The sequence below is a fragment of the Actinobaculum sp. oral taxon 183 str. F0552 genome (assembly GCF_000466165.1).
In the GTDB taxonomy this organism is placed as follows: Bacteria; Actinomycetota; Actinomycetes; order Actinomycetales; family Actinomycetaceae; genus Peptidiphaga.
Window position 1 is genome coordinate 8,539 of record NZ_KE951422.1, and the last position, 22,152, is coordinate 30,690.

Genomic DNA, 22,152 nt, shown 5'->3' on the forward strand with positions numbered 1-22,152 from the left:
GTGGTAGCGGTGGGCACGGCCGCCACGGGAGCGGCCGGGGACGGCGATGCGACCGCCGTAGCGGACGCGCAAGCCGGTGCGTCGGAGGAGACCGCCACGGGATTCACCGGCGAGGCCACTGCGACGGGCGCCGCCACCGGCGGCTGCTGCACGGCCGGAGCGCTCCGGGCGCGGGCGCTGTGGCGGTCCTCGACCCGCTTGCGCACTTTGGCGGCGAGCAGCTCGCGCTTGCGCTGCTTGAGCTCTTCGGACGTGAGATCCGCGGGAGGAGCCTTCTCGCCGGGGTCGATGCGCTCACCGCAGGCCTCCAGGCTCGAGAGCGTGTCCCTGAGGTCGCGGCGCTGGGCGGGTGGGATCCTCGCAGCCGGTCCGTCGTCGGACACCCGCGTGAGGCTGCCGGTCGACGGCGAAGCGGAGGAATCGGCGATCCAGGCGGAGTCGTCGAGGGCTGCATGCTCTGCTCCCTCGCGCTCTACGACTTCCAGCTTCGCGGCCAACCGGATGGCCTCGGCGTTGAGGTTCTCGCGGGTCGGCTCCTCCCACTGCTGGGCCAGAGGGGTGATGAAGAGCTTGGAGCGCCCGAGCAGCCGTTCGACGATCTTCCTCCGGGCCTGCAGGAAGTCCACCACCGGGATGTGGAGGTACTCCTTCCTGATGCACGCCGTGTACTTCTTGTACCGCTGGGGGTCGACCGAGAGCGTGCCCATGTGGGCGTCGCGGAGGGCGAGAAGGTCGATGTCGATGGCGTCGAGCTGCGCGCTCTCGTCGGGCCGGGTCTCGGGTGTCGACCGGAGGCCCTTGACGAGGTCGGCCACTCGCTTCGCCTTCTTCTCGCACACGCCCAACCGCAGGAGGTCGGCCCGGGCGAACTCCGCCGAGGAGGCTTCGTCCTCCCCGGCGTTGCCGTTGTAGGCCATGGTCGTGTCCGTGGAGAAGACGATGCCGTGGTACCACGCGGCCAGGCGGACGAGGCCCGGTTCGTGGGTCTCGGGGATGAGAGTCTCCAGCATGGCCGCCGTGTCGATGAGATGCTGGACGCCGTGGTAGACGCGGTCGGGAGTCGACCAGCGCTCCAGGATCGCGGCGCAGGCGGCGACCAGATCTTCCCTGGGGAGCGGGGAACCCGCCCCCTGAACGGCTCGCACAAAGGCTGGGGGGAGCCATTGGGGAACCTCGAATTGCATCCGACCTCCTGACTTCAGGTCTGCCATACTAGTCTCCGAAAGTGAAAACGCCTACTCGTTGAGGATGGGAAAGATTCCCTCCGGCCACCCCGAGGGAACGAATCGCGCTGTCTTGGATTATCGCCCGAATGAAATCGCCTACCCGCCCCGCAATGACCTAACGTAGTGGTGTGAAGTTTTCGAAGCGACCGGCCTCGTCGCCGCTACGCGGCCGCGCATTGATAACGGGCGGTACCTCGGGAATCGGCCTCGCATTCGCCAAGGCGCTGGCCGCCCGGGGCTGTGACCTCACCCTCGTCGCCCGCAATCGGGCGCGCCTAGACGATGTGAGCGGCGCCCTCGCCCGCGTGTACGGAGTCGACTGCGACGTCCTGGCCGCCGATCTGGGGACGGACGGCGGCGTCCTCGCCGTGTGCGAACGCCTCGCGGACCGTCCGGTCGAGGTGCTGGTCAACAACGCCGGCCAGGGCTTGCACCACGAACTCGCGACGGAGGACACGAAACCCCTGGAGGACGCGATCTTCCTCATGGGCACGGCGGTCGTGCGCATCGGCGCCGCGGCGGGAGCGGCCATGAAGGGACGCGGGCACGGGGTCATCGTCAACACCGCCTCGGTGTCGGGGCTCGTGCCGATGGGCTTGTACTCGGCGATCAAGTCGCTGGTCAAGACGTGGTCGGAATCCCTGACGATCGAACTCGAACCGCACGGCGTGCGCGTCCTGACCTTCATGCCGGGCTGGGTGCGCACGGAGTTCCACGAGCGTTCGCACATCTCCACGTCCAACCTCCCCGGCTTCATCTGGCTCGACGCCGACGACGTCGCCCGCGCCGCCCTCGCCGCCGTCGACGCCGGCAAGACGAGCGTCACGCCGTCCCTCAAATTCAAAGTCATATCGTCGCTGGCGGCCCACGGGCCCAGACGGGCCGTGAACGCCGTGGTCGCGAAGATCAACAGAGGCCGCGACCGATGAGCCAGGAACTCGAGCCGCTCGACCCCTACTTCGACGCCAAGAAGGCGAGGAGGAGGCGGCGCGTCCGCAAGTACATGACACGGCCCGCGATGTCCATCGTCCTCAAGTCGACGGTTCTGGGCGAGGAGAACGTCCACGGCCTGGAAGGCGCCTTCATCCTCGTCCCCAACCACTCCTCGCACCTGGACGCGCCGATGGTCTTCTCGCTGCTGCCCGAATGGTTGACCGAGCGCCTGGCGACCGGCGCGGCGGCCGACTACTTCTACCGCAGGCGCGGAATCTCGGCATTGACCTCGGTGTTCTTCAACTCCTACCCGATCGAGCGCAAAGGCAAACGCGAAACCGCCGAGCACGGCAGGGCCGCGGGGATGACGGGTCGGCTCCTGCGCGCGGGAGTGCCCATCCTCGTCTTCCCCGAAGGGACCCGATCCCGCACCGGCGACATCGGACAGTTCAAATCCGGCGCCGCGGCCCTGTCGATGCAAGTCGGGGTGCCGCTCGTGCCGATCGCCATGCTCGGCGGGCACGAGGCGATGCCGGTCGGCTCCTTCTTCCCCAAGCTGCGCTCGGAGGTCTTCCTGTTCATCGGCGCGCCGATGCGGGGAAGGGAAGGGGAGAGCGCCGATGATTTCATGGGGAGGGTCTTCCACGCCATCGAGCTCATGCTCGACCAGCACACGCCCCACCCGGTCGAGAAGGACGGCAGCTCGCCCTTCGGCGAAGCCGACGACGCCGCCTAGCCGGGCGGCGGCTTATACGGGCGACCGACGGTCCCAGCTGACCGCCCGCCGGCCAGTGGCCGGCCCAGCCCTTCAGCCGATCCCGGAGCGTGGGCGGACCGGGCGCGGACGTTGGCCTACGCGGACGTCGGCCTACGCGCCTCATCCCTCCGACGCCTCATCCCTTCCCTCCGGCGTCTGCCGCCCGCCGGGCGACTCCTGCGAACTCGAGGCAGCCGCGCCCCCGTTCGTCCCGTTCCTCTCGGCCGCCGGCGCCTCCCGCTCGGCTTTCGGGCGTCCGGCTTTCGCCTTCGCGCCGCCTCCGGCCGTCGGCGCGTCCCCTCCGGCCGCCGCGTTCGCGGGGAACATCAGGCGCACGGTCAGGCCCCCGCCGGGGGTCTCCGCCACGCGGGCGGTTCCGCCGTGCGCGGCCATCACCGAGGCGACGATCGCCAGGCCGAGGCCCGATCCCCCCGAGGCCCTCGACCGCGAATAGTCCGCGCGGTAGAAGCGCTCGAAGAGGTGCTCGGCGTCCTCCGGGCGCACGCCCGGGCCGTGGTCGCGCACCTCGATGACCGCCTCGCCGCCGCGGCGGCCGATGGCGACCTCGACGGGCGTCCCGGCGGGGGTGTGGGTCAGGACGTTGGACAGCAGATTGGTGACGACTTGGATGACTTTGTCCTCGTCGGCGGTGACCGTCACCTCCGGCGCGGCCGGCCCGTCGAGCCCGGTCACGGTGACGGTGCGGTCGCCGGCGCGGACGCGGAAGTCCATGACCGCGTTCATGCACAGCTCGGTGACGCAGACGTCCGTGAAGTTCAGGGGGCGCCCTTCGTCCAGGCGCGCAAGCTGGAGGAGGTCCTCGACCAGTCCGCCCATCCGGTGCGCCTCGGACTCGATCCTGTCCATCGTCTGGGGGACGTCGCCATCCTCGACCCCGCCGATCCTGTAGAGCTCGGCGTAGCCGCGGACGGTCGCCAGCGGGGTGCGCAGCTCGTGGGAGGCGTCCGAGACGAACTGGCGCATCTTGGCCTCGGAGCGCTCCTTGACGTCGAAGGCTTGCTCGATCTGGGAGAGCATGGCGTTGATCGAGTCGGCGAGCATGGCCACCTCTGAGCCCTCTTTGCCTCCCGGGACGCGGCGGGAGAGGTCGCCGTCGGCGATCGTGTGGGTGGCGCGCTCGATGCCCCGCAAGGGGCGCAGGGAGGAGCGGATGAGCAGGTAGGCGATGCACGTGCCGAGGACGATGATCGTCGCGCTGGCGAAGCCGGTGAGCCACGCGACCTCCATCACCGTCTTGTCGATCGGCGCGAGCGGGCGGGCGATGATGAGCCGGCCGGAGTAGGTTCCGTCGTGGTCGTACACGTTCAGCCGGAGCGCACGCCACTTGCTGCCGTCCTGCGTCCCCGCGACCGTGGTGCCCCCGCGGCCCCCGAGGCGCTCGACGAGCTTCCCGGGGTTCTTGGGCTGGCCGTAACGCTCCCGAGTCGACGGAGCGATGCGCGAGCGCGGATCGTACTCTATGCGGTAGAGCCCGTTGCCCGGGGACTTCTCCAGCGTCGTGTACACGTAGTATTCGGACAGGTTGAGCTTGCTGTCTTCGGTGGGCTGCCTGGCGGTGAGGATCTCCGTCACGGCCTGCTTGGCCACAGCCTGCCCGGACGTCTGAAGCTCGGAGTCGAGCGTGCGCATGAGGTAGGAACGCAGCATCGTCACCGTGGTGACGCTCAGCGCGGCGATCACGATCGCCAGGAGGAAGACGTTGGTTGCCAGAAGCTTGAACGTCAGGGTGCGCCGCACTTTCGGGCGAGGCGCATGGGCGGCGGACTCCGGCACGGACTACCTGGCTCCGCGCAGGACGTAGCCGATTCCGCGTTTGGTGTGGATGAGCGGAACGATGGCCTTGGCCTTCGCCGGATCGGTGATGCCCAGAGCGTCGGGCGAGTCGATCTTGCGCCGCAGGTAGGAGATGTAGGACTCGACGATCGAGATCTCCCCCTCCCAGTCGTAATCCCAGACGTGGTCGAGGATCTGCATTTTCGACACGACCCGTTCGGAATTGATCATCAGATAGCGCAGCAGCTTGAACTCCGTGGGAGAGAGGTCGACGTTGCGGCCGGCCCGCGAGACGTCGTAGGTCTCCTCGTTGAGCTCCAGATCGGCGTAGCGCAGCACGGCTGACTCGCCGCTGGGGCGGGTGCGCCGCAGGACTGCGCGGATCCGGGCGACGACCTCCTCCAGGGAGAAGGGCTTGGTGATGTAGTCGTCTCCGCCGACCGTCAGGCCCTGGATCTTGTCCTTGACGTCGTCCCGAGCCGTCAGGAACAGGACGGGGAGCTCGGGGTCGTGTTCGCGGAGCCTGCGCAGGATCGTGAAGCCGTCCGCGTCGGGGAGCATGATGTCCAGGACGGCGATGTCGATGTGGGTCCCCGATTGGTGGTCGAGCGCCTCGCGGCCATCGGCCGCGGCGAGCACGTCGAAGCCTGCGAAGCGCAGCGAAGCCGACAGGAGCTCGCGGATCGAGGGTTCGTCGTCTACCACGAGGATCGTTGCCTCTGGCTGCTTGTCCGTCATGCCGACCATTGAACCCAAGGTTTCTGGGAGTTCCCTGATCGAAAGCGATACGCGCATGGCCGCTCCGTGACCGTTCGAAGCGAATCAGCCGGGGCGGGTTCCCGGAGCGGAGACGCCCACCGGCGGCGGTCGGGGGCGTCTCCGCCGCCCGACCGCGCGCGGCATGCCCGACAGACGCCAAGTCCGAGGCAGATCCGGCGCCCACCGCGGGCGCGGCGTCAACGCCGAGTACCGCTCCGGCGTCGGCACCGCTCCGGCGTCGGCGTCAGTACGCGGTGAAGTCCCGGGACTCGATCTGCGCGGGCTGCTCGCCGCTCTTGAGGGCGGCGAGCCGGGCTTCGACCTCCAGATCCTGGGAATGGTCCTCCAACTCGGCGAACTGCGCCTCGAGGGAGGAGACGGCGACCTCGGACTTGCCCATCGCCAGAGCCTCCTGGCGGCGGACCTGCTCCTCGTAGCGGCCGAGTTCCGACGTGGGGTCGAGCACGTTGATCGAGGCGATGGCGTCCTGGACCTTGTTCTGGGCCTCGGCCGTCTTCGCTCGGGCGATCAGCTGGTCGCGCTTGTTCTTCAGCTCGTCGAGTTTGGCCCGCATCTGGTCGAGGCCCGTCTTCAGCTTGGCGACGACCTCCTCCTGCGACTGGATCATCGGCTCGGCGTCCTTGGCCTCCTTCTCGGAGGCGATCTGCTTGGTCAGCGCGATCTTGGCGAGGTTGTCGAACTTGGCGGCCTCTCCGCCCTTGCCCGCGATGCGGTATTCGTCGGCCTTGCGCGAGGCAGCGAGAGCCTTCTGCCCCCACTCGCGCGCGTCTTTGACGTCTTCGGCGTAGTCGGCCTGTGCGAGGCGGAGGTTGCCGATGGTCACGGCTACGGCGTCCTGCGCCTCGGCGATGGAATTCGTGTAGTCGCGAACCATCTGATCCAGCATCTTCTGGGGATTCTCGGCGCGGTCCAGGAGGGCGTTGATGTTCGCCTTGGCGAGCTGGGCGATGCGCCCGAGGATTGTCTGCTTCTCTGCCATGGGAGTGGTGCCTTTCGATTGAGTCGGTTGTCACGATTGTATGCGGCCGAGGTAGCGACGCTCGACGCGCCGACCCGGCCGGGCGGAGTCGGCGGGGGCCTGGAGGCGACGCCGCCCGGCCGCGGTCAGAAGGAGCCGCCGTCGCTGTCCCCGCCGCCGTCTCCGCCGAAGTCGAAGAGGCCGCCGTCTCCGCCGAAGTCGAAGAGGCCGCCGTCTCCGCCGCCGAAGCCGAAGAAGCCGCCGTCGTCGCTGTCGGAGGAGTGGTGGTACCCGCCATCCGACCGGCCGCCGCTGAACAGGGATCCGAGGATCATGCCGGCGATCAGGCCGCCCATGCCGTCTCCTCCTCCGCGGCGGCGGCCTCCGTCGTCCCAGAAGTGATCGCGGCGGTAGCTGTGCGTGGCCTTCTCCACGTCCTCATGGGCCATCGCCTCGGCCTCCCGAGCCCTGGCGAGGGCCGTGCTGTAATGCCTGGCCCTCTCCTCGGCGGAGGTCGCCTCGTCGCCCGCGGACAGATCGGTCCGGGCCGAGGCCAGGAGGGATCGGGTCCTCGTCGTGATGTAGCGCGAATACTGGTCGACGTATCCGTCGACGTTGGAGGCGACGGTGGAGGCCATCGAGCGGTTGCGATCGGCGGCCTCCTCCTCCTTCTTGCGCCTCTCCTCCTCCGAGCGTACCGCCGCCAGCGCGGCGTCCAGCGCGTCCTCGGCCGTCGTCAGCTCGGAGACTGCCTTGATGGGGTCCGCGTTCCGTCCTGAGTACTCGGCGATCAGCCTTTCCGCTTCGGCCCGGCAGGCGGCGATCTCCTGGTCGTCCCCGCCGAGGCGCTTGGCGTCCTCCACATCGGAGGAGATGGAGGTCAGCGCCTGGCGCAGCCTCGCCGCGCCCTGCTGGAGGGTCTGACCCGCGTTCCCGATCTCGTCCACGCGTTTGGAGGCGTGGGAGAGGGCCTCCTCGGCGAGTCGCATGTAGGGGACGGCCTGATTCCTGTTGCCCTGGGCGATCTGCTCGCGTCCGGAGGCTATGGAGGACCGTGCGCTGTCCGTGAACGTCGCGATCTGCTCGGGGTAGGTCCGCAGCGTGGAGACCGCGGCCTCTCCGTGCTGAAGGGCGAGTTGGTCGATCTGGGCGACGAGGACGGCGCTCTGCGAGTCGATCTCGGCCGCCCTGGACTCCAGATCGTCGAGCTGGGAGTCGACTCGCGAGGAGAGGTCGCGGAGTTTGCGGAAGCCCTCCTCCTGGGCGGATATCGACGAGTGCGCCGTCTCGACGAGCTTGAGGATGTCCTCGTTCATCCTCTTGGCCTGGGCCGGGGTCTCGGGGATGTCGTCGTACAGCCTCTGGCGGATGACGAAGGCCCTCTGAACGGCGTCCCGGGCCCTGCCGAGGGCGGCGTCGAACTCCCGGGTGGCCTCCACGCCGAACTCGGCGCGGGCGAACTCCAGCTCGGCCGCCGCCGAGCGCACCCGGTCGTCGGTCTGCAGGAGCTGGGTGGAGGCCCGTGTGGCGAGGGCTTGCAGATTCTGCGCGGCGTCGAGCTCGGCCTTCTTGGCCTTGCGCCTCCGGGCGACGACGACCCCGCCGGCCACGGCCCCGCCCGCCAGGGCGACCCCGCCGACTCCCAGGGCGATTCCGCCCCAGTCCGTCGTGTTGGCGTCGACGACGTTGTCCGCGAGCTTGACGATCCCGCTCTCCCATTTCCCGGCCCGCCACCGCGAGCGCACGGATCCGTTGAGCGCCTTCCTCAGATCGTTTCTGCTCAGGCCGTCTCTGCCGCTCTTGAACGAGTACTGGCGGGTGTTCGTGGCTATGGCGAGGATTGCGTCCTTGGGGCCGAGGCCCGATCTGGTGAAGGCCTTCGTGGCCCATTGGCCGGAGCTCGTCGAGCCGAAGTCCTCGACCAGGACGACGCGCAGGGACTTGCCCGTCTTGTCCTGCATCCGATTGAGCGCCGTCTCGACTTTCCCGGTGTTCACGGAGTCCGTCCTGTCGGTCACGATCGACGTCACGGCGAAGGGTTCCTCGGCCGATGCCGCCGGGAAGAGGGCGAAACTGGAGGCAAAGATCAGCGGAGCCGCAATCGCGCGCGCCCAGGCCGCGCGGCCGGGTCTCTTGGGCATCTTCATTCTTCGATTCTCATCTGTCGGGTGGATTCTAGCAATGGAGGGTTGGAGGATTCCTCCCCGGCCCTTCACGCTACCAGTTGGGGTCGGCGGGGATCGTGCCGGGGGATTCCGCCGAGGGTGGAGGCTCGCGTTCACCCGTTAGAATGTCCGCAGGAATGCTTGCCGTTCCAGATCGCAGAGACGAAAGTTGGTGTGACGTGCCCACGGGGAAGGTCAAGTTCTTCGACGAGAAGAAGGGTTTCGGCTTCATCGCCGGCGACGACGGAGCAGAGGTCTACTTCGCCGCCTCGGCCCTGCCCGTAGGGGCTCGCGTTCGCGCGGGCACCCGCGTCGAGTTCGGGGTCGCCGAGACCCGGCGGGGGCCGCAGGCGCTGACGGTGACGCCCAAGGCCAAGGTCGAGTCGCTCGCCCGCAAGAACCGCCGCAAGCCCGAGGCGATGGTTCCCATCGTCGAGGACCTCATCAAGATCCTCGACAAGTCCTCCACACAGCTGCGCCGCGGACGCTACCCCGACGGCGGGCATCGCATCGCCGCCGCGCTGCGCGCCCTGGCGGATGATTTCGATGCCTGACCCCCGGATCACCCCGGTCGCCAAGGCGGGCCGGGAGAGGATCCTCGTGGAGGCGGTCGAGTTCGCCCGCCAGGCGCTGTCGGACCTGACCCGCCCGGAGAACGTCGGGGAGCACCGGGGCGTCGTCGTCGAGGGGGAGCGCGTGATCACCCACGCCTTCGACTGCCTGCTGCCGGGATACCCCCACTGGTACTGGACCGTCACCCTCTCGCGGGTGCCCCGTTCCTCCAAGGTGTCGGTGGACGAGATGTCGCTGTGCCCGGGCAGTGACGCCCTCCTGGCGCCCGACTGGATTCCGTGGGCCGACCGCGTCGAGCCCTCCGACATCTCCCCGACCGACCGCCTGCCCTATCGGGCCGACGACCCGCGCCTGGAGGAGGGGTTCGAGGAGACGGGGGAGGAGGCCGACAGGCTGGAGGCCTTCGAACTCGGCCTGGGAAGGCCCCGGGTGCTCTCCCCGCTGGGCCGGAAGGCCGCCTTCGAACGCTGGTACGAAGGCGACGCCGGGCCGAACACCCCTGGGACGCGCGCCGCGAGGGCCACGTGCTCTTCGTGCGGCTTCCTGATGCGCATGGACGGGGCGGCGCGGGCGGTTTTCGGGGTGTGCGCGAACGAATGGTCCGCTTACGACGGCCGGGTCGTCTCCTACGATCACGGGTGCGGCTCGCACTCGGAGACCGATGCGCCCGCGCAGGCGAGGATGTGGGAGCCGGCGGCTCCGGTGGTCAACGAGTTCGACATGGAGATCGTCAAGGGATCGCAGGCCTGACGTGAGGATGCTGCAGGGGCGCGTGCGCGCCTACGAATGGGGCTCCCTCCGCGCCATCCCGGAGCTGTTCGGCAAAGAGGCCGCCGAGGGGCCCGTCGCGGAGGTCTGGCTCGGCGCGCATCCCGACGATCCGGCCTCGGTGGGGCGCGTCCACTCGATCTTCGACGAGTCGCAGCTCTATCCCTCCAGGGTCGCGCCGCGCGCCGTGGGGCCGAGTCTGGACGAGTGGGTGGCGCAGGACCCGGATCTCATCCTCGGGGAGTCGGTCGTCGAACGCTACGGCGCCAGGCTCCCCTATCTGCTCAAGCTCATCGCGCCCGCCCAGCCGCTGTCCCTCCAGGTGCACCCGTCCATCGCCCAGGCGGAGGAGGGATACGCGGCCGAGGAGGCCGCGGGCGTCCCCCACCGGGACCCGAGGCGCAACTACAAGGATCGCAACCACAAGCCGGAGCTCGTCTACGCTCTGTCGACGTTCCAGGCCCTGGCGGGATTCCGGGCCAGGCGCCGCATAGGCGAGGTGATCGAGGCGCTCGGGACGCCGCTGACCGACGACCTGCGCCGCGTCCTGCGCTCGCGCGGAGTGCGCGGAGCCTTCGAATTCCTCCTATCCGAGCCGACCCGCCCCGGCGCCGACGCCGTCGCCGAGGTCGCCGTCGCGTGCGAGCGGCGGTTGCGCGCCGGGGAGTCGCCGTCGCGCCGGGCCGACTCAATCGTCGTGCGCCTGGCCGAGCGGTATCCGGGGGACCCGGGCGTCGTCGCGTCGCTGCTGCTCAACCCCGTCACGCTGCGGACGGGGGAGGCCCTCTTCCTCTCGGCCGGCACGGTCCACGCCTACCTCAGCGGCGTGGGCGTGGAGATCATGGCCTCCTCGGACAACGTCCTGCGCGCCGGGCTGACGCACAAGCACGTCGACGTCCCCGAACTCCTGCGCATCCTCGACCCGACCGCCTCGCCTCCCACGCGGATCGCGCCCGAGCGGGTCTCCCGGGCGGTGTCGACCTTCTATGCGCCCGTCGACGACTTCGAGCTGTCGGACGTGCATCTGCGCGACGCGAACGTCCGGGAGCGAATCCGAGGCGTCGGCCCGCGCACCGTCGTGTGCCTGAACGGCGCGGCCCAGCTCGAAGCCAACGGCCAGGTCGTGGACGTCTCCGCCGGGCAGGCCGTGTTCGTCCCCTCCTGCGACGGCCCGCTGGCGGCGCGCGGCTTCGGCCACCTCGTCCAGGCCGCCGTCCCGTGACCGTCCTCGCCTCGACGGCGTTCGCGCCGGCCCTCGCCCGTGACGGGCTCCGGGGCCCGGGTGCAGTTGTGGACCGTCCGTTCCAAAATGTGGGATGAATTTCCGCTTTGCGCGATCGTTATGTGAAACTAAGGGGAGTGACCACATCACACGCGGGCTCGGCAACCCCATCTGCCGGACGCACGGGCGTCCTGGACCGCTGTTTCCGCCTCGCCGAACGCGGTACGACGCCGCTGCGGGAGATACGCGGAGGCCTCGTCACCTTCTTCGCGATGGTCTACATCCTCGTCCTCAACCCCATCATCCTCTCCGGCCCCGACTCGACGGGCGCCTATCTGGGCGGCGGGAGCGGTCCGAACAAGGCCGCCATCGCCGCGGGCACCGCGCTCGTCGCCGGGGTCATGTCCATCCTCATGGGAGGGGTCGCCGACTTCCCTCTGGCGCTGGCGGCCGGCCTCGGGTTGAACACCATGGTGGCGGCCACGATCGTCCAGCTCCCCGGCATGACGTGGGCCGACGGGATGGGCATCGTCGTCATCGAGGGCGTCGTCATCGTCCTGCTCGTCTTGACGGGCTTGCGCGAGGCCATCTTCCGCGCCGTGCCGCGCTATCTGCGCACCGCCATCTCCGTGGGCATCGGCCTGTTCGTCACCTTCGTCGGGCTGGTGAACGCGGGAATCGTGCACAAGAGCCCCGACCGCGTCGACTCCCCGCCCCTGGTCTTCGCCGTCAACGGCTCCCTGTCCACCTGGCCGCTCCTCGTCTTCGTGGCCGGCCTGGCCCTGACCGCAGTGCTCATGGTCCGCCGCGTCAACGGCGCGATCCTCATCGGGATCGTCTTCTCCACGGCGTGCGCGCTCATCGTGGAGGCCCTCTTCAAGGTCAGCGCCAAGCCCTCCGGCGGGTGGGGTCTGACGACTCCGGCCCTCAAGGGCAGCCCCGTCACCGCTCCGGACTTCGCCACGCTCGGGCAGGTCTCGCCCCTCGGCTCCTTCCACAAGCTGGGAATCGTGGCGGTCGTCGTGCTTTCCTTCAGCGTCATGCTCGCGGACTTCTTCGACACGATGGGCACGATGGTGGCCGTGGGCGCCGAAGGCGACCTGCTCGACGAAAACGGCGACCCGCCGAAGACCCGCTCCATCCTCCTCGTCGACTCCTTGGCGGCGGTGGCCGGGGGAGTGGGCGGCGTCTCCTCGAACACCGCCTACATCGAGTCCGCGACCGGGGTGGCCGACGGCGCGCGGACGGGCCTGGCCTCCGTGGCGACCGGCGTCTTCTTCCTCTTAGCGACGTTCCTCTCGCCGCTGGCCGCGGTCGTCCCCAACGAGGCGGCCGCCCCCGCACTCGTGGCGGTCGGATTCCTCATGATGCAGCAGGTCTCCAAGATCGACTGGACCGACCTGGCCGTGGCCATCCCCGCTTTCCTGACGATCGTCTTCATGCCCTTCGGGTATTCGATCACCGTCGGCATCGGCATCGGATTCATCGCCCACGTCCTCATACAGGCAGCCGTCGGCGGGGCCCGCAAGGTCCACCCGCTTCTGTGGGTCGTCTCGCTGCTGTTCGTCGTCTACTTCCTCCTGGAGCCGATCGAGCGGCTGCTCGGCCTGAAATAGCCCGGCGGCCGGCGATCGCGACGGCCCTTCTCACGGGCCGCCCGCGGGAGCCCGCCTGCACCCTCCGCTCACGGCCCGCCCGCGAAGCCGAGCTCGGCGACTTCTCCCCTCTACTCCGGACTGGCCCGGAAGCCCCCGGGATGCCATCTCGCCCCTCCGGTTGAGCTCGCCCTGCAGACGGAAGCCCGCCCGGGGCCGCATTCCCTCGGCTCGGCGACGGGCCCCGCATGCTCGCCGCCGTTCCCCCGAACCGGGAGTAGACTGGCCCACCGCGCTTTTCCGCGCCGCGTCGCGGTGCACACGGAATCGAGGCTTCGAGGAGACACAGGAGACGCATGGGTCGGACGTTCGCCAGTCTGCGCCACTTCAACTACCGCACATGGTTCTTCACGGCGCTCATCGCCAACATCGGCACATGGATGCAGATCGTCGCTCAGGACTGGCTGGTTCTGGCCGAGCTCACCGAAGACGACGCCTTCGCCGTCGGCTTCGTCTCCGCCCTGCAGTTCGCCCCGCTCCTGTTCATCACCCCCTTCGCGGGGCTGCTCGCCGACAGGTGCGACAAACGCAGGATCCTCTTCGTCACTCAGTCGTGCCTCGCCCTCCTGGCGTTGGGCCTCGGCGTGCTCGTCCTGTCCGGCGGAGCGCAGGTGTGGCAGGTCTGCCTCTTCGCCGTCGGCACGGGAACGGTCGCGGCCTTCGACGGGCCTCCCCGCATGGTCTTCGTCTCCGAGCTCGTCCCCTCCGAGGACCTGCCCAACGCCGTCGGGCTGAACTCGACCGGCTTCAACCTCGCCCGGCTCATCGGCCCGGCCGTGGCCGGCACCCTGATATCCGCCGTGGGAACCGGCTGGGTCTTCGTCGTCAACGGCCTGTCCTTCGTCTTCACCATCGGCGCTCTCCTGGCGATCCGCACGGGGGAACTGTACGTGCGGCAGGTCGACCCGGAGGACCTGCGGGGCCGCGGACGCGTGCGCGAGGGTCTGCGCTACGTCGCCTCGCGCGGCGATCTCACGGTGATCTTCCTCGTGCTGGGCACGGTCGCGTGCCTGACGCTGAACTTCCAGCTCACGAGCGCCGCCATGGCGCGCACCGTCTTCGACAAGAACGCGGGCGAATACGGGATCCTCGGGTCGGTGCTCGCCGTCGGATCCGTGACGGGCGCCCTCATGGCCGCACGACGGCGCACCACGCCGCGCACGCGCACCGTCGTCGTCGCCGCGGGCCTGTGCGGAGTGACGTCGGGCGTCAGCGCCGTCATGCCCACCTACGCGACCTTCGCGGTGTCCCTCATGTTCGTCGGCTTCACGCAGCTCCTCCTGTTCACGAGCGCGAACACCGTCGTCCAGGTGTCCACCGAGCCGACCGTTCGCGGCCGCGTCATGTCGCTCTACCAGACGGTCATCATGGGAACCTCGCCCATCGGCTCGATCGTGGTGGGGTGGATCGCCGAGGTGGCCAGCCCGCGATGGGGAATCGGAATGGGCTCGATCGTCGCCTTCGCCATGGTCGCCTGGGCCTACCTGTGGGGGCGCCGCCACTGGGGCGTGACGGTACGCTACAGCATTCGCTCCCAGCCGCACGTCCAGATCGTCGGCCCCGTCGAGCGGGCAAGGGAGATCTAGCCGTCCCGCCGGGCCGAAGCAGACGCGCACCTGGTGTGCTCGTAGGCGCCGACCGCCCCGGCCCTGGCGCGGATGCTCCGGTGTCCATGAAGTCGTCGATGCCGGGCGGCTGCGGAGAGACCTCGGGCGTCAGGCGCTGGTAGTCCACTGGGGCGGGCGATGCGTCCGGAAAAGGCATGCGTCTGGAAAAGGCCCCGCACGGGCGCGGAGAGTCGTCTCAGCCCGCGGAGGCCGGACGATGCCCCGGGAGTCGAACGCGGTGGCGCCCGGACCGGATGGCTCGCATTCAGGCCATGCGCTCGGCCACGTAGTCGATGCACGCGGTGAGCGCCGCGACGTCCTCGGCCGGGACGTTGGGGAACGTGCCGACGCGGATCTGATTCCGGCCGAGCGAACGGTACGGGTCGACGTCCACGATCCCGTTGGCCCGCAGATGCCCGCGCAGCGCCTCGGAGGGGACGGACGCGTCCAGGTCGATCGTCACGACGAGATTCGACCTGGCCCCCGGCTGGGCGAAGGGCTCGGCGAAGTCCGAGGCTTCGGCCCAGCGGTAGAGGACCCCGGAGGACTCGCGGGTGCGGGCCTCCATCGCGGCCAGCCCGCCCTCCTCCAGCATCCACTCGGCCTGGTCGGCGATGAGCAGGAGGTTGACGAGGGAGGGCGTGTTCAGCGTCTGGTTCGCACGGGAGTTCTTCGCCGCCAGGGACAGGTCGAGGATGGCGGGCACCGGTCGCTGTGCGGCGAGCCGTCCGGCCCTGGCGAGGGCGGCGGGGGAGGCGGCGGCGAGCCAGAGCCCGCCCTCGGCCCCGAAGCACTTCTGCGGGGAGAAGTAGTAGAGGTCGGTCGACGCCACGTCGACCTCCACCCCGCCGGCCGCCGACGTGGCGTCCACGAACGTCAGGGCCGCCCCGCCCGCATTCCCGCCGGCGGCGCCCGTGAAACGCCGCACCGGGCTGAGCACCCCCGTGGATGTCTCGTTGTGGGCGTAGAGGTAGGCGTCGGCGGGAAGGCCGTCGTCGCAGACGGCCAGCGACCCCGGAGGCGACTGGATCCTCGTGCACTGGGCCCACGGGGCCTTCGCCACGGCCGAGGCGGCCTTGGCCGTGAACTCCCCGCAGACGGCCGCCTGGGCGTGGGAGTCGACCCCGGTGAAGGCGAGCGCGTCCCATATGAGCGAGGCGCCTCCGTTGCCCAGCAGGATCTCGTAGCCGTCGGGAATCGCGAAGAGCTCGGCGAGGCCGGAGCGGATGCGCGCCACGGCGTTCTTCACCGGCGGCTGCCGGTGGGACGTGCCGAGGATTCGCCCGCTGGCCTCCAACGCGCGTTCGAGCTGTCCGGGACGCTGGCGGGAGGGGCCCGAGCCGAAGCGTCCGTCGCGGGGAAGCAGGTCGGTGGGAATCGCTATTTTCATGACTTAAGTCTGCCGTATATCGCGCGGAAACAGAGATGGCGCTCCAGTATGCTACGTAACAGGCACGGGCCGCGGGAATGGTTGGAATCCGTGGCGTTCGTCGACTATGCGGGAGAGACGATGAGCCATCTGGTTGACACATCGGAGATGTATCTGAAAGCCGTATACGAGCTTCAGGAGGAGGGCGTGGTCCCGTTGCGGGCCAGGCTCGTCGAACGCTTGGAGCAGTCCAAGCCGACGGTGTCGGAGACCGTGGCCCGCCTCGAACGCGACGGGCTGCTGCGGGTGGGGGACACCCGGGCCATCTCCCTGACCGACGAGGGCAGGCGGCAGGCCGTCCATGTCATGCGCAAGCACAGGCTGGCCGAACGGCTGCTCATCGACGTCCTGGGGATGCCCTGGACCGACGTCCACGTAGAGGCCTGCCGCTGGGAGCACGTCATGTCCGACGCCGTCGAGTCGCGCTTGCAGACCCTCCTGGAGGAGACCGGCGTCGACCCGTACGGCAATCCGATCCCCCTGCCGGGCTCCGACGACCCGCGCGGAACGTCCGCCGCCAACTCCGGGCTCGTCTCCCTGAAGAAGTGGCTCGCCAAGAAGAACCTCGCCGACGGGGGCTCTCGGGAGGTGACGCTCGTGCGCATCGCCGAGGCCGTCCAGACCGACCCCGGCCTGCTCGCGAGCTTCCAGCAGGCCGGCATACTGCCCGGGGCCCGGCTGCAGGTGACCAAGCGGGGCAAGGGCGTGCGCGCCGGCGTCCCAGGCGGCGACGACATCGAACTGACCGTCTTCGACCAGGCACATCTGTTCGTCAAGTAGGCGCCGCCCGAGCAGACCTCGCATCGGGCGGGCGCCAGGCGGCACCTGAGCGGTGCGAAGGGCGAGCTCGCGCGGCGGGCGTCAGTCCGTTGGGAGGCACCGTCAGCGGGGCCCGAAGCCCCAGTCGCGTGCGCGGCGGCATCGCAGCAGGCATCGCGCATAGGCAGGCCGTTTACCGCCGGCGCAGACCCCACGGGCCCCGAGCGCCTGTCGCGCACGCGACGGCGTGGGCGGATTGGACCTCGGACTTCCACGGGCCCCGGGGCGCCTTCGCCCACTCGTGCGGCCGCCCTCACCGGACAGCCCGACGCCCCGCTCGTCGATTGATGCTGCGCTCACCGACATCGGACCGTCCGGCGGGTGGGGGAGCTCCGAAGCTCCTTGCCGGCCGACGTCGGCCTCGTCCCGCCGCGCATGCCGTCGCAGCCGCATGCCGTCGCGGACGTGAGACGGGGATGGGGTGGCCGAACGAAGACGGCTGCGACGGCGAGAAGGACGCACGAATGTGCACAACGACACTATCGGGGGCCGGAGTGAGCTGGCGGCCGTTCCGGGAAACCTCGCCGAATCCTTGGAAAGTCAGGGGATTCCCCCGTGCCCGATGGGGAAGGGTTCCCAGGCGGCGAGTTCGCGTCGCAACGTCGTGAATGTTACACATGCGGTGGTGCTCGCGCCTTGCCCGCCTCCGGTATTCCGCGGGATTCTGCGGGAAAACCAGGGTCACGAGGGCGCGGGGACGGGCGGGGAGACCCGTTACCGAAATGTGACAATCTCGGCGAGGCCCGATATTGTTCTACGTGGACAGTCGTTGAGCGGTCCCCACACCGCCAGCGAATGACGAACATTTAGGAGAAAACCGAGATGACCGGACGCCATGCGATAAACCGCGATGTCGCCCTCAGCGCTCTGAATTCCCCTGCGGGCCGGGGGCTCGCAGCTGCAATGGCCGTTGGCACGATGTTCGGCGTCGCGCTTCCGACAGCTTCGGCAGATGACAATGGATCTGACAAGGCTTTCGGAGGTCGCGTTACCGATCTTTCGACCGCTGACGGCAGCAAGAACACCACTGCGGTGACGGCTCCCGCCAACGCCACGTGGAAGCTCGAGCAGGTTCAGGTTGAGGGTGCTGCCGCAACCGCGCAGTCCGTATCGACGGTTAAGGCCAATGTCCAGGCCCCGCCGCCCGTCGTCGACGAGTCCGCCAAGGAGAAGGCGAAGGACAACGCTGCCACGCAGCAGCAGCAGTCCGATACCGCTTCCGCTACGCTTACCCGCGCTACGGTTAGGCCTCGCACGGCAGCCCCTGCCACTTCCGGCAAGTTGGGTGCTGTCAAGCAGAGCGATATCGCCGCCCGCCAGGCCGACACTTCCTCCGTTCAGGAGGCGGCTGCCGCTCCTTCGGGTAACGGTTCATCCGTTCTCAACACCGCGCTCTCTTACGTCGGCTCGCCCTATCGCTGGGGCGGCACCACTCCCTCGGGCTGGGATTGCATCGGCTTTGTCCGTTACGTATACGGCAAGCACGGCGTGAATATTGGAGGCTACACCACGTCAGTTCTCTCCGCGGGTACCCGCGTTCCCTACTCCCAGGCTCGGCCTGGCGACATTCTCTACTGGCCCGGACACGTCGGCATCTACGCCGGCAACGGCAAGAATGTCGGCGCTTGGAACGAATCGATGGGAACTCGCGTTGGCCCGAATTCGTGGGTTGGCGGAACACCTACTGTGATCCGCGTTCTCTGATTCAGACTTTTCACGCGACGGAGGGGTCGGCCTTGGGCCGGCCCCTCCTATGCGTGTATCCTGGTGTCAGGCCACGTTCCCCGCATCCGGTGCTCCGTTGGATCCCGATTCGTCCATCCGGTGTGAGGCTTGCCGGCCCGTGGCTGTCCGGCTCACTCGCGAACAGATCTTCAGAAGCGGGCTTACGTCGACTATAATTCTTTGTGATACTGATAATCGGAGGTAAGGGTCGTGGCTTTCCAGCATGACAACGTGGTTGTGTGTGGCGTCGATGGTTCCGCCGCCTCGGACAACGCACTCATTTGGGCCGCTCATGAGGCCAAAACTCGCAATGCCGTACTCGACATCGTCTGCTGCCACCAGGTTCCCAGCTACCCGGGGCAACGGGGCGAGGGCGGGTTGAGCGAAGACGCCGCTCGCCAGATCATCGAGGCGGCCCGGGCCAAGGTCGCCGGGACCGGCGTCGACGTGCAGACGTCGCTCGAATCCGACGATCCGCGGTCGGTGCTCCTCGGGCGCTCGAAGAAAGTCGCCCGGATCGTCGTGGGCGCGCGCGGCGGTTCCGGAGGCTTCGCCGACCGGCTGCTCGGCTCGGTCGCATCGGCGTTGACGTCGCGGGCATACTGCGCCGTGGTCGTCGTGCCCCAAATCGACCTCGAGGAGCTCGTCCCCGCCAAGCACATCGTATGCGGCGTCGACGGGTCGGAGACGTCCCGCATCGCCTTGGAACTGGCGATACGCGAAGCCGCCAGGTGGGGGGCGAAGCTCTCGTGCGTCAGCGCCATCAACCTCGGCGGCTCCATGTGGGTCCCCGGTCCGGGCTACCATCAGGAGGTCATCGACGACGTGCGTTCGGGCCTCAACGAGGCGGTGGAGACGGCTGCCGAGGGCTACGATGTCGACGTCCACTGCCACGTGATCGAGGGCAATCCCGCCGCGCTGCTCGCCGAGTTCTCCACGGCCGTCGACCTGCTGGTCGTCGGCACGCGCGGCCGGGGCGGCTTCGCCGGGCTCCTCCTCGGGTCGACCAGCCAGGCGGTGCTCCACCACAGCGAGTGCCCGACGATCGTGGTCCCCCGCAGGACCGGGGTCAACGAAGACTCCCCGTGGAGCAACGTTCCATGGGGCCGTAAGAAGGCCAGCGCCGAATAGAGGTGGGAGGCGCTGAGCAGAGCCAGCCGTATGGAGGCCGGTTCCGGCCGAAGCGTCGGGGCTGGGACGTCGGCTCGGGGCGCGATGGCCGCGTCGGCGCACGGCTCCGCCGAGGCGGCATGATGTGCCAAGGCGGAGGTCGTCCGGGTAGACTGGCCCAATCGCCCTCGTAGCTCAGGGGAAGAGCGACCGCCTCCTAAGCGGTAGGTCGAAGGTTCGAATCCTTTCGAGGGCACCGAGCGGATGCCGGCGATGCCGCGCGGATCCGCCGCCGGCCGAGGATCGCATGGCGATCGGCGGCCTGCAGCGCCTGCCCATCGTCTCCGATCCGAATCGGCACGCGAACCGCGTCGGGATCTCGGTCGGATCGGCCTGCGCCATGGCGGGCACTGCGGTTCCGGTGCCTGCCGCGAAATGGAGGATGATCTGATGATTCGAGCGATTCAATACCGGCGCTTCGGCGGCCCGGAGGTCCTGGAGATGGCCGACGTCGCCGCGCCGGCTCCCGGGAACGGCGAGATCCGTCTGGCCGTCAAGGCGGCGGGCCTCAACCCGGTGGACTGGAAGATATTCAGCGGAGCGACGGGAGGCGACGCCTCGACGCTGCCGCAGGGAGTGGGACGTGACTACTCGGGTCTCGTCGAGGCCGTGGGCGAGGGCGTGGCAGACTTCGCGGTCGGGGACGCGGTCCTCGGAACCGTGAGGGGGGCTCCCGGCGTCGGCATGGTCAGCGGATCCCTGGCCGAGGCACTCGTCGTCCCGGCGGACTGGGCCGTCCGCAAACCCGACGCCCTCGGCTTCCACGAAGCGGCCGCGCTCGGCGTCGCAGCCCAGGCGGCCTCCGGCGCTCTGCGCACCCTGGAGCTCTCGGAGGGCGACGTCATCGTCGTCAGCGGGGCGTCCGGCGGCGTCGGATCGCTCGCGGTCCAGCTCGCCGTCCGCCGAGGCGCCGCCGTTATCGGCATCGCCGGCGAACGCAATGCGGACTACCTCCGATCGCTCGGAGCGATTCCCGTCGCATACGGCGAGGGGGTCGAGTCGCGTGTGGAGGCGGCGGCCCCTGCCCCGATCACCAAGCTGCTCGATTGCCACGGCGCCGAGTACGTTGCCTTGGCGCTGAAGCTCGGGCTGACGCCGGGGGCCGTCGCGACTCTTGTGCCCTCGCGGGAGGCCGCGGCGATGGGGGCCCAGGTGACCGGCTCCCGTCGGGCCCGGCCCGACGATCTCCGTCAAGCCGCCGGCCTCGTGGCCCAGGGAGCCGTCGAGGTTTCCATCGCCGGAGTGTATCCCTTCGAGGCCGAGGCGGTGCGTGACGCGTACACCGAGCTGCGAGGGGGCCACGTCCGCGGGAAGCTGGTCGTCGACGTCTCCTGAGCTGCCCTCCTGACGGCCCTCCGGCGTCTCGTCTCCCACGGCCGGGCCGTTTCGCCGTCTCCCCTTGGGTGTGCGGCGCGGTTTGGGAAAAATCCCGTCCGGGCGGATACGGTGGAGTTGTGAGTCCTTTCTTCAAGAGAAGCCGCAAAAGCGGCAGAACAGCGAAAGACGCGAAGCCGCAGGCTTCAGCGCCATCGTCGGCCAGCGCCGATGTCGCTGCTCACACCGATGACGATCCCCGCGCAGATCGCGCGGAGACCGACGAGCCGGAGTCCGCGCCCTCAGCCGAGCCTGTGGCGGAGGGCTCTCCGGCCGAGCCACCCTCCGGCGTCTCCTCCGACTCGGTCTCGCGAAGGGCCAAACTCTCGCTCGCCTATGCCATGTGGCATACCGAGCTCATGAAAGTGGCCGAGGAATCATCCCGGCCGATCGACGCGGACGACCCCGCCGTCGTCGACCTCTCCTTCCCCCACCCGACCGGCGCATCGCAGCTGTACTCGGGCAAGCCCACCCTGCTGACCTCCCTAGTCAGGGAGGAGACGGCCCAACACGAGGCTCGCGGGCGCCTGGCCGATCTGCACAGCCGAATCGCCTCCCTCGCCGAGCGGTACGGATACGCCCCCGTGACCCTCGCCATCGGGCAGGCGTCCTGGAACGAGCCCTCCGACGTCCCCTCCGTGCCGGACGCCGGCGAATCGGACGGAGGCCGCGAGGCCCCCGCCGGAGCGGGGGAGGAGGCCGGTGCCGACGCGCCGGGGAAGGCCGCCTCACGCGAGCCTGCCGGAGCCGTGCGCGAAGCCGCGCTCCTGCGTTCGGCGCGCCTGGAGTTCGCCGGACCCGACGACGCCCACATCACCCTGACCGCGCGATGCGAAGTGAACCCCGCCGTGCTGCGGGCGCTGCGGGCGCACGGCATCCACGCCGAGGAGGTCTCCGATCTGCGTGCCCTGGCTTCGGACGTCACTCGCGAAGACGAGGCTTTGGCCAGGCTGCGTGAGCTCGGGCGGCTCTACCTGCCGGGCTTCGCCTTCGCCGACGCCGCCCTTCTGGGCAGCTTCATCCACCCGGGGCAGGTGCTTCTGGCCGATTTGGAGACGGTCAAGCCCTACATCGAGGAGTCCGACGTCATGGCCGCGATCGCGGGGGACCCGCAGGCCCGGCGCACGGTCGCCGCGCCGCTGCCGGCTCCCGAGCGGCGCGACCGCGCGCCCGAGGCGGAACGGGGCGCGGGCGACC

Annotated in this window: 18 protein-coding genes, 1 tRNA gene and 1 pseudogene; 14 read left to right on the top strand and 6 right to left on the bottom strand. The window is 69.4% G+C overall.

Features of this window, described 5'->3' with window-relative positions:
• Positions 1-1,184: HD domain-containing protein (locus HMPREF0043_RS11465; protein WP_021601738.1), on the bottom strand; the 1,184-nt coding region annotated here is incomplete at its 3' end.
• A 218-nt stretch (positions 1,185-1,402) separates the two neighbouring features.
• Here HMPREF0043_RS11465 and HMPREF0043_RS04600 point away from each other — a divergent pair.
• Both HMPREF0043_RS04600 and HMPREF0043_RS04605 read left to right on the top strand, forming a co-directional pair.
• Positions 1,403-2,155 (top strand): SDR family NAD(P)-dependent oxidoreductase, encoded by a 753-nt coding sequence (locus HMPREF0043_RS04600; RefSeq protein ID WP_021601739.1) that lies wholly within the window; start codon positions 1,403-1,405, stop codon positions 2,153-2,155.
• Entirely contained in the window at positions 2,152-2,895 is a 744-nt protein-coding gene (locus HMPREF0043_RS04605; RefSeq protein WP_021601740.1) for a lysophospholipid acyltransferase family protein, read from the top strand. The genes HMPREF0043_RS04600 and HMPREF0043_RS04605 overlap by 4 nt, the downstream gene beginning before the upstream one ends.
• 141 nt (positions 2,896-3,036) lie before the next feature.
• Here HMPREF0043_RS04605 and HMPREF0043_RS04610 read toward each other — a convergent pair whose 3' ends face one another.
• The 4 genes from HMPREF0043_RS04610 to HMPREF0043_RS04625 form a co-directional block, all read right to left on the bottom strand.
• Positions 3,037-4,674, bottom strand: a complete 1,638-nt coding sequence (locus HMPREF0043_RS04610) for a sensor histidine kinase (protein WP_021601741.1) — start codon at positions 4,672-4,674, stop codon at positions 3,037-3,039.
• A 39-nt stretch (positions 4,675-4,713) separates the two neighbouring features.
• The gene (locus HMPREF0043_RS04615) at positions 4,714-5,448 is read right to left on the bottom strand and encodes a response regulator transcription factor (protein ID WP_040317869.1); all 735 of its coding nucleotides are present in this window, start codon (positions 5,446-5,448) and stop codon (positions 4,714-4,716) included.
• Between the two features lie 265 nt (positions 5,449-5,713).
• On the bottom strand, positions 5,714-6,469 hold the full coding sequence (locus HMPREF0043_RS04620; RefSeq protein WP_021601744.1) for a PspA/IM30 family protein: 756 nt from the start codon (positions 6,467-6,469) through the stop codon (positions 5,714-5,716).
• Positions 6,470-6,594: 125 nt separating this feature from the next.
• The gene (locus HMPREF0043_RS04625; RefSeq protein WP_021601745.1) at positions 6,595-8,595 is read right to left on the bottom strand and encodes a TPM domain-containing protein; all 2,001 of its coding nucleotides are present in this window, start codon (positions 8,593-8,595) and stop codon (positions 6,595-6,597) included.
• Positions 8,596-8,792: 197 nt separating this feature from the next.
• Between HMPREF0043_RS04625 and HMPREF0043_RS04630 the strand changes: the two genes are divergently transcribed.
• The 5 genes from HMPREF0043_RS04630 (at position 8,793) to HMPREF0043_RS04650 (ending at position 14,417) form a co-directional block, all read left to right on the top strand.
• Positions 8,793-9,167: a cold-shock protein gene (locus HMPREF0043_RS04630; RefSeq protein WP_021601746.1), complete on the top strand. Its 375-nt coding sequence runs from the start codon at positions 8,793-8,795 to the stop codon at positions 9,165-9,167.
• A complete protein-coding gene (locus HMPREF0043_RS04635) occupies positions 9,160-9,936 on the top strand; it encodes a DUF3027 domain-containing protein (RefSeq protein ID WP_021601747.1) in 777 nt (258 codons plus the stop codon). The genes HMPREF0043_RS04630 and HMPREF0043_RS04635 overlap by 8 nt, the downstream gene beginning before the upstream one ends.
• A 1-nt stretch (position 9,937) precedes the next feature.
• On the top strand, positions 9,938-11,176 hold the full coding sequence (gene manA / locus HMPREF0043_RS04640) for a mannose-6-phosphate isomerase, class I (protein ID WP_156897516.1): 1,239 nt from the start codon (positions 9,938-9,940) through the stop codon (positions 11,174-11,176).
• A gap of 137 nt (positions 11,177-11,313) precedes the next feature.
• Entirely contained in the window at positions 11,314-12,792 is a 1,479-nt protein-coding gene (locus HMPREF0043_RS04645) for an NCS2 family permease (RefSeq protein ID WP_040317861.1), read from the top strand.
• A gap of 335 nt (positions 12,793-13,127) precedes the next feature.
• Positions 13,128-14,417, top strand: coding sequence for an MFS transporter (locus HMPREF0043_RS04650; protein WP_021601751.1), 1,290 nt, complete (start codon positions 13,128-13,130; stop codon positions 14,415-14,417).
• A 286-nt stretch (positions 14,418-14,703) separates the two neighbouring features.
• Here HMPREF0043_RS04650 and serC read toward each other — a convergent pair whose 3' ends face one another.
• Positions 14,704-15,828 (bottom strand): phosphoserine transaminase, encoded by a 1,125-nt coding sequence (gene serC / locus HMPREF0043_RS04655; protein WP_021601753.1) that lies wholly within the window; start codon positions 15,826-15,828, stop codon positions 14,704-14,706.
• A 120-nt stretch (positions 15,829-15,948) separates the two neighbouring features.
• Between serC and HMPREF0043_RS04660 the strand changes: the two genes are divergently transcribed.
• The 7 genes and pseudogenes from HMPREF0043_RS04660 to HMPREF0043_RS04685 all read left to right on the top strand — a co-directional run.
• The gene (locus HMPREF0043_RS04660) at positions 15,949-16,647 is read left to right on the top strand and encodes a metal-dependent transcriptional regulator (protein ID WP_040317871.1); all 699 of its coding nucleotides are present in this window, start codon (positions 15,949-15,951) and stop codon (positions 16,645-16,647) included.
• Positions 16,648-17,508: 861 nt separating this feature from the next.
• The gene (locus HMPREF0043_RS10180) at positions 17,509-18,390 is read left to right on the top strand and encodes a C40 family peptidase (RefSeq protein WP_051317441.1); all 882 of its coding nucleotides are present in this window, start codon (positions 17,509-17,511) and stop codon (positions 18,388-18,390) included.
• A 258-nt stretch (positions 18,391-18,648) separates the two neighbouring features.
• Positions 18,649-19,542, top strand: a complete 894-nt coding sequence (locus HMPREF0043_RS04670) for a universal stress protein (RefSeq protein WP_232206032.1) — start codon at positions 18,649-18,651, stop codon at positions 19,540-19,542.
• Positions 19,543-19,705: 163 nt separating this feature from the next.
• A tRNA-Arg gene (locus tag HMPREF0043_RS04675) sits at positions 19,706-19,777 on the top strand.
• A gap of 51 nt (positions 19,778-19,828) precedes the next feature.
• On the top strand, positions 19,829-19,972 hold the full coding sequence (locus HMPREF0043_RS11040; protein ID WP_156897518.1) for a hypothetical protein: 144 nt from the start codon (positions 19,829-19,831) through the stop codon (positions 19,970-19,972).
• Complete coding sequence (locus HMPREF0043_RS04680) at positions 19,972-20,916, top strand: NADP-dependent oxidoreductase (RefSeq protein ID WP_040317862.1); 945 nt, start codon at positions 19,972-19,974, stop codon at positions 20,914-20,916. The genes HMPREF0043_RS11040 and HMPREF0043_RS04680 overlap by 1 nt, the downstream gene beginning before the upstream one ends.
• Positions 20,917-21,296: 380 nt before the next feature.
• Positions 21,297-22,152 (top strand): annotated as a pseudogene (locus HMPREF0043_RS04685) (hypothetical protein); the annotation flags it as partial.

Excerpts from the sequence above, each read along its gene's own strand:
- HMPREF0043_RS04605 (WP_021601740.1), top strand. The coding sequence starts at position 2,152 with ATGAGCCAGGAACTCGAGCCGCTCGACCCCTACTTCGACGCCAAGAAG.
- HMPREF0043_RS04615 (WP_040317869.1), bottom strand. The coding sequence starts at position 5,448 with ATGACGGACAAGCAGCCAGAGGCAACGATCCTCGTGGTAGACGACGAA.
- HMPREF0043_RS04620 (WP_021601744.1), bottom strand. The coding sequence starts at position 6,469 with ATGGCAGAGAAGCAGACAATCCTCGGGCGCATCGCCCAGCTCGCCAAG.
- HMPREF0043_RS04625 (WP_021601745.1), bottom strand. The coding sequence starts at position 8,595 with ATGAAGATGCCCAAGAGACCCGGCCGCGCGGCCTGGGCGCGCGCGATT.
- HMPREF0043_RS04635 (WP_021601747.1), top strand. The coding sequence starts at position 9,160 with ATGCCTGACCCCCGGATCACCCCGGTCGCCAAGGCGGGCCGGGAGAGG.
- HMPREF0043_RS04650 (WP_021601751.1), top strand. The coding sequence starts at position 13,128 with ATGGGTCGGACGTTCGCCAGTCTGCGCCACTTCAACTACCGCACATGG.
- serC (WP_021601753.1), bottom strand. The coding sequence starts at position 15,828 with ATGAAAATAGCGATTCCCACCGACCTGCTTCCCCGCGACGGACGCTTC.
- HMPREF0043_RS04660 (WP_040317871.1), top strand. The coding sequence starts at position 15,949 with ATGAGCCATCTGGTTGACACATCGGAGATGTATCTGAAAGCCGTATAC.
- HMPREF0043_RS10180 (WP_051317441.1), top strand. The coding sequence starts at position 17,509 with ATGACCGGACGCCATGCGATAAACCGCGATGTCGCCCTCAGCGCTCTG.
- HMPREF0043_RS11040 (WP_156897518.1), top strand. The coding sequence starts at position 19,829 with ATGGCGATCGGCGGCCTGCAGCGCCTGCCCATCGTCTCCGATCCGAAT.
- HMPREF0043_RS04680 (WP_040317862.1), top strand. The coding sequence starts at position 19,972 with ATGATTCGAGCGATTCAATACCGGCGCTTCGGCGGCCCGGAGGTCCTG.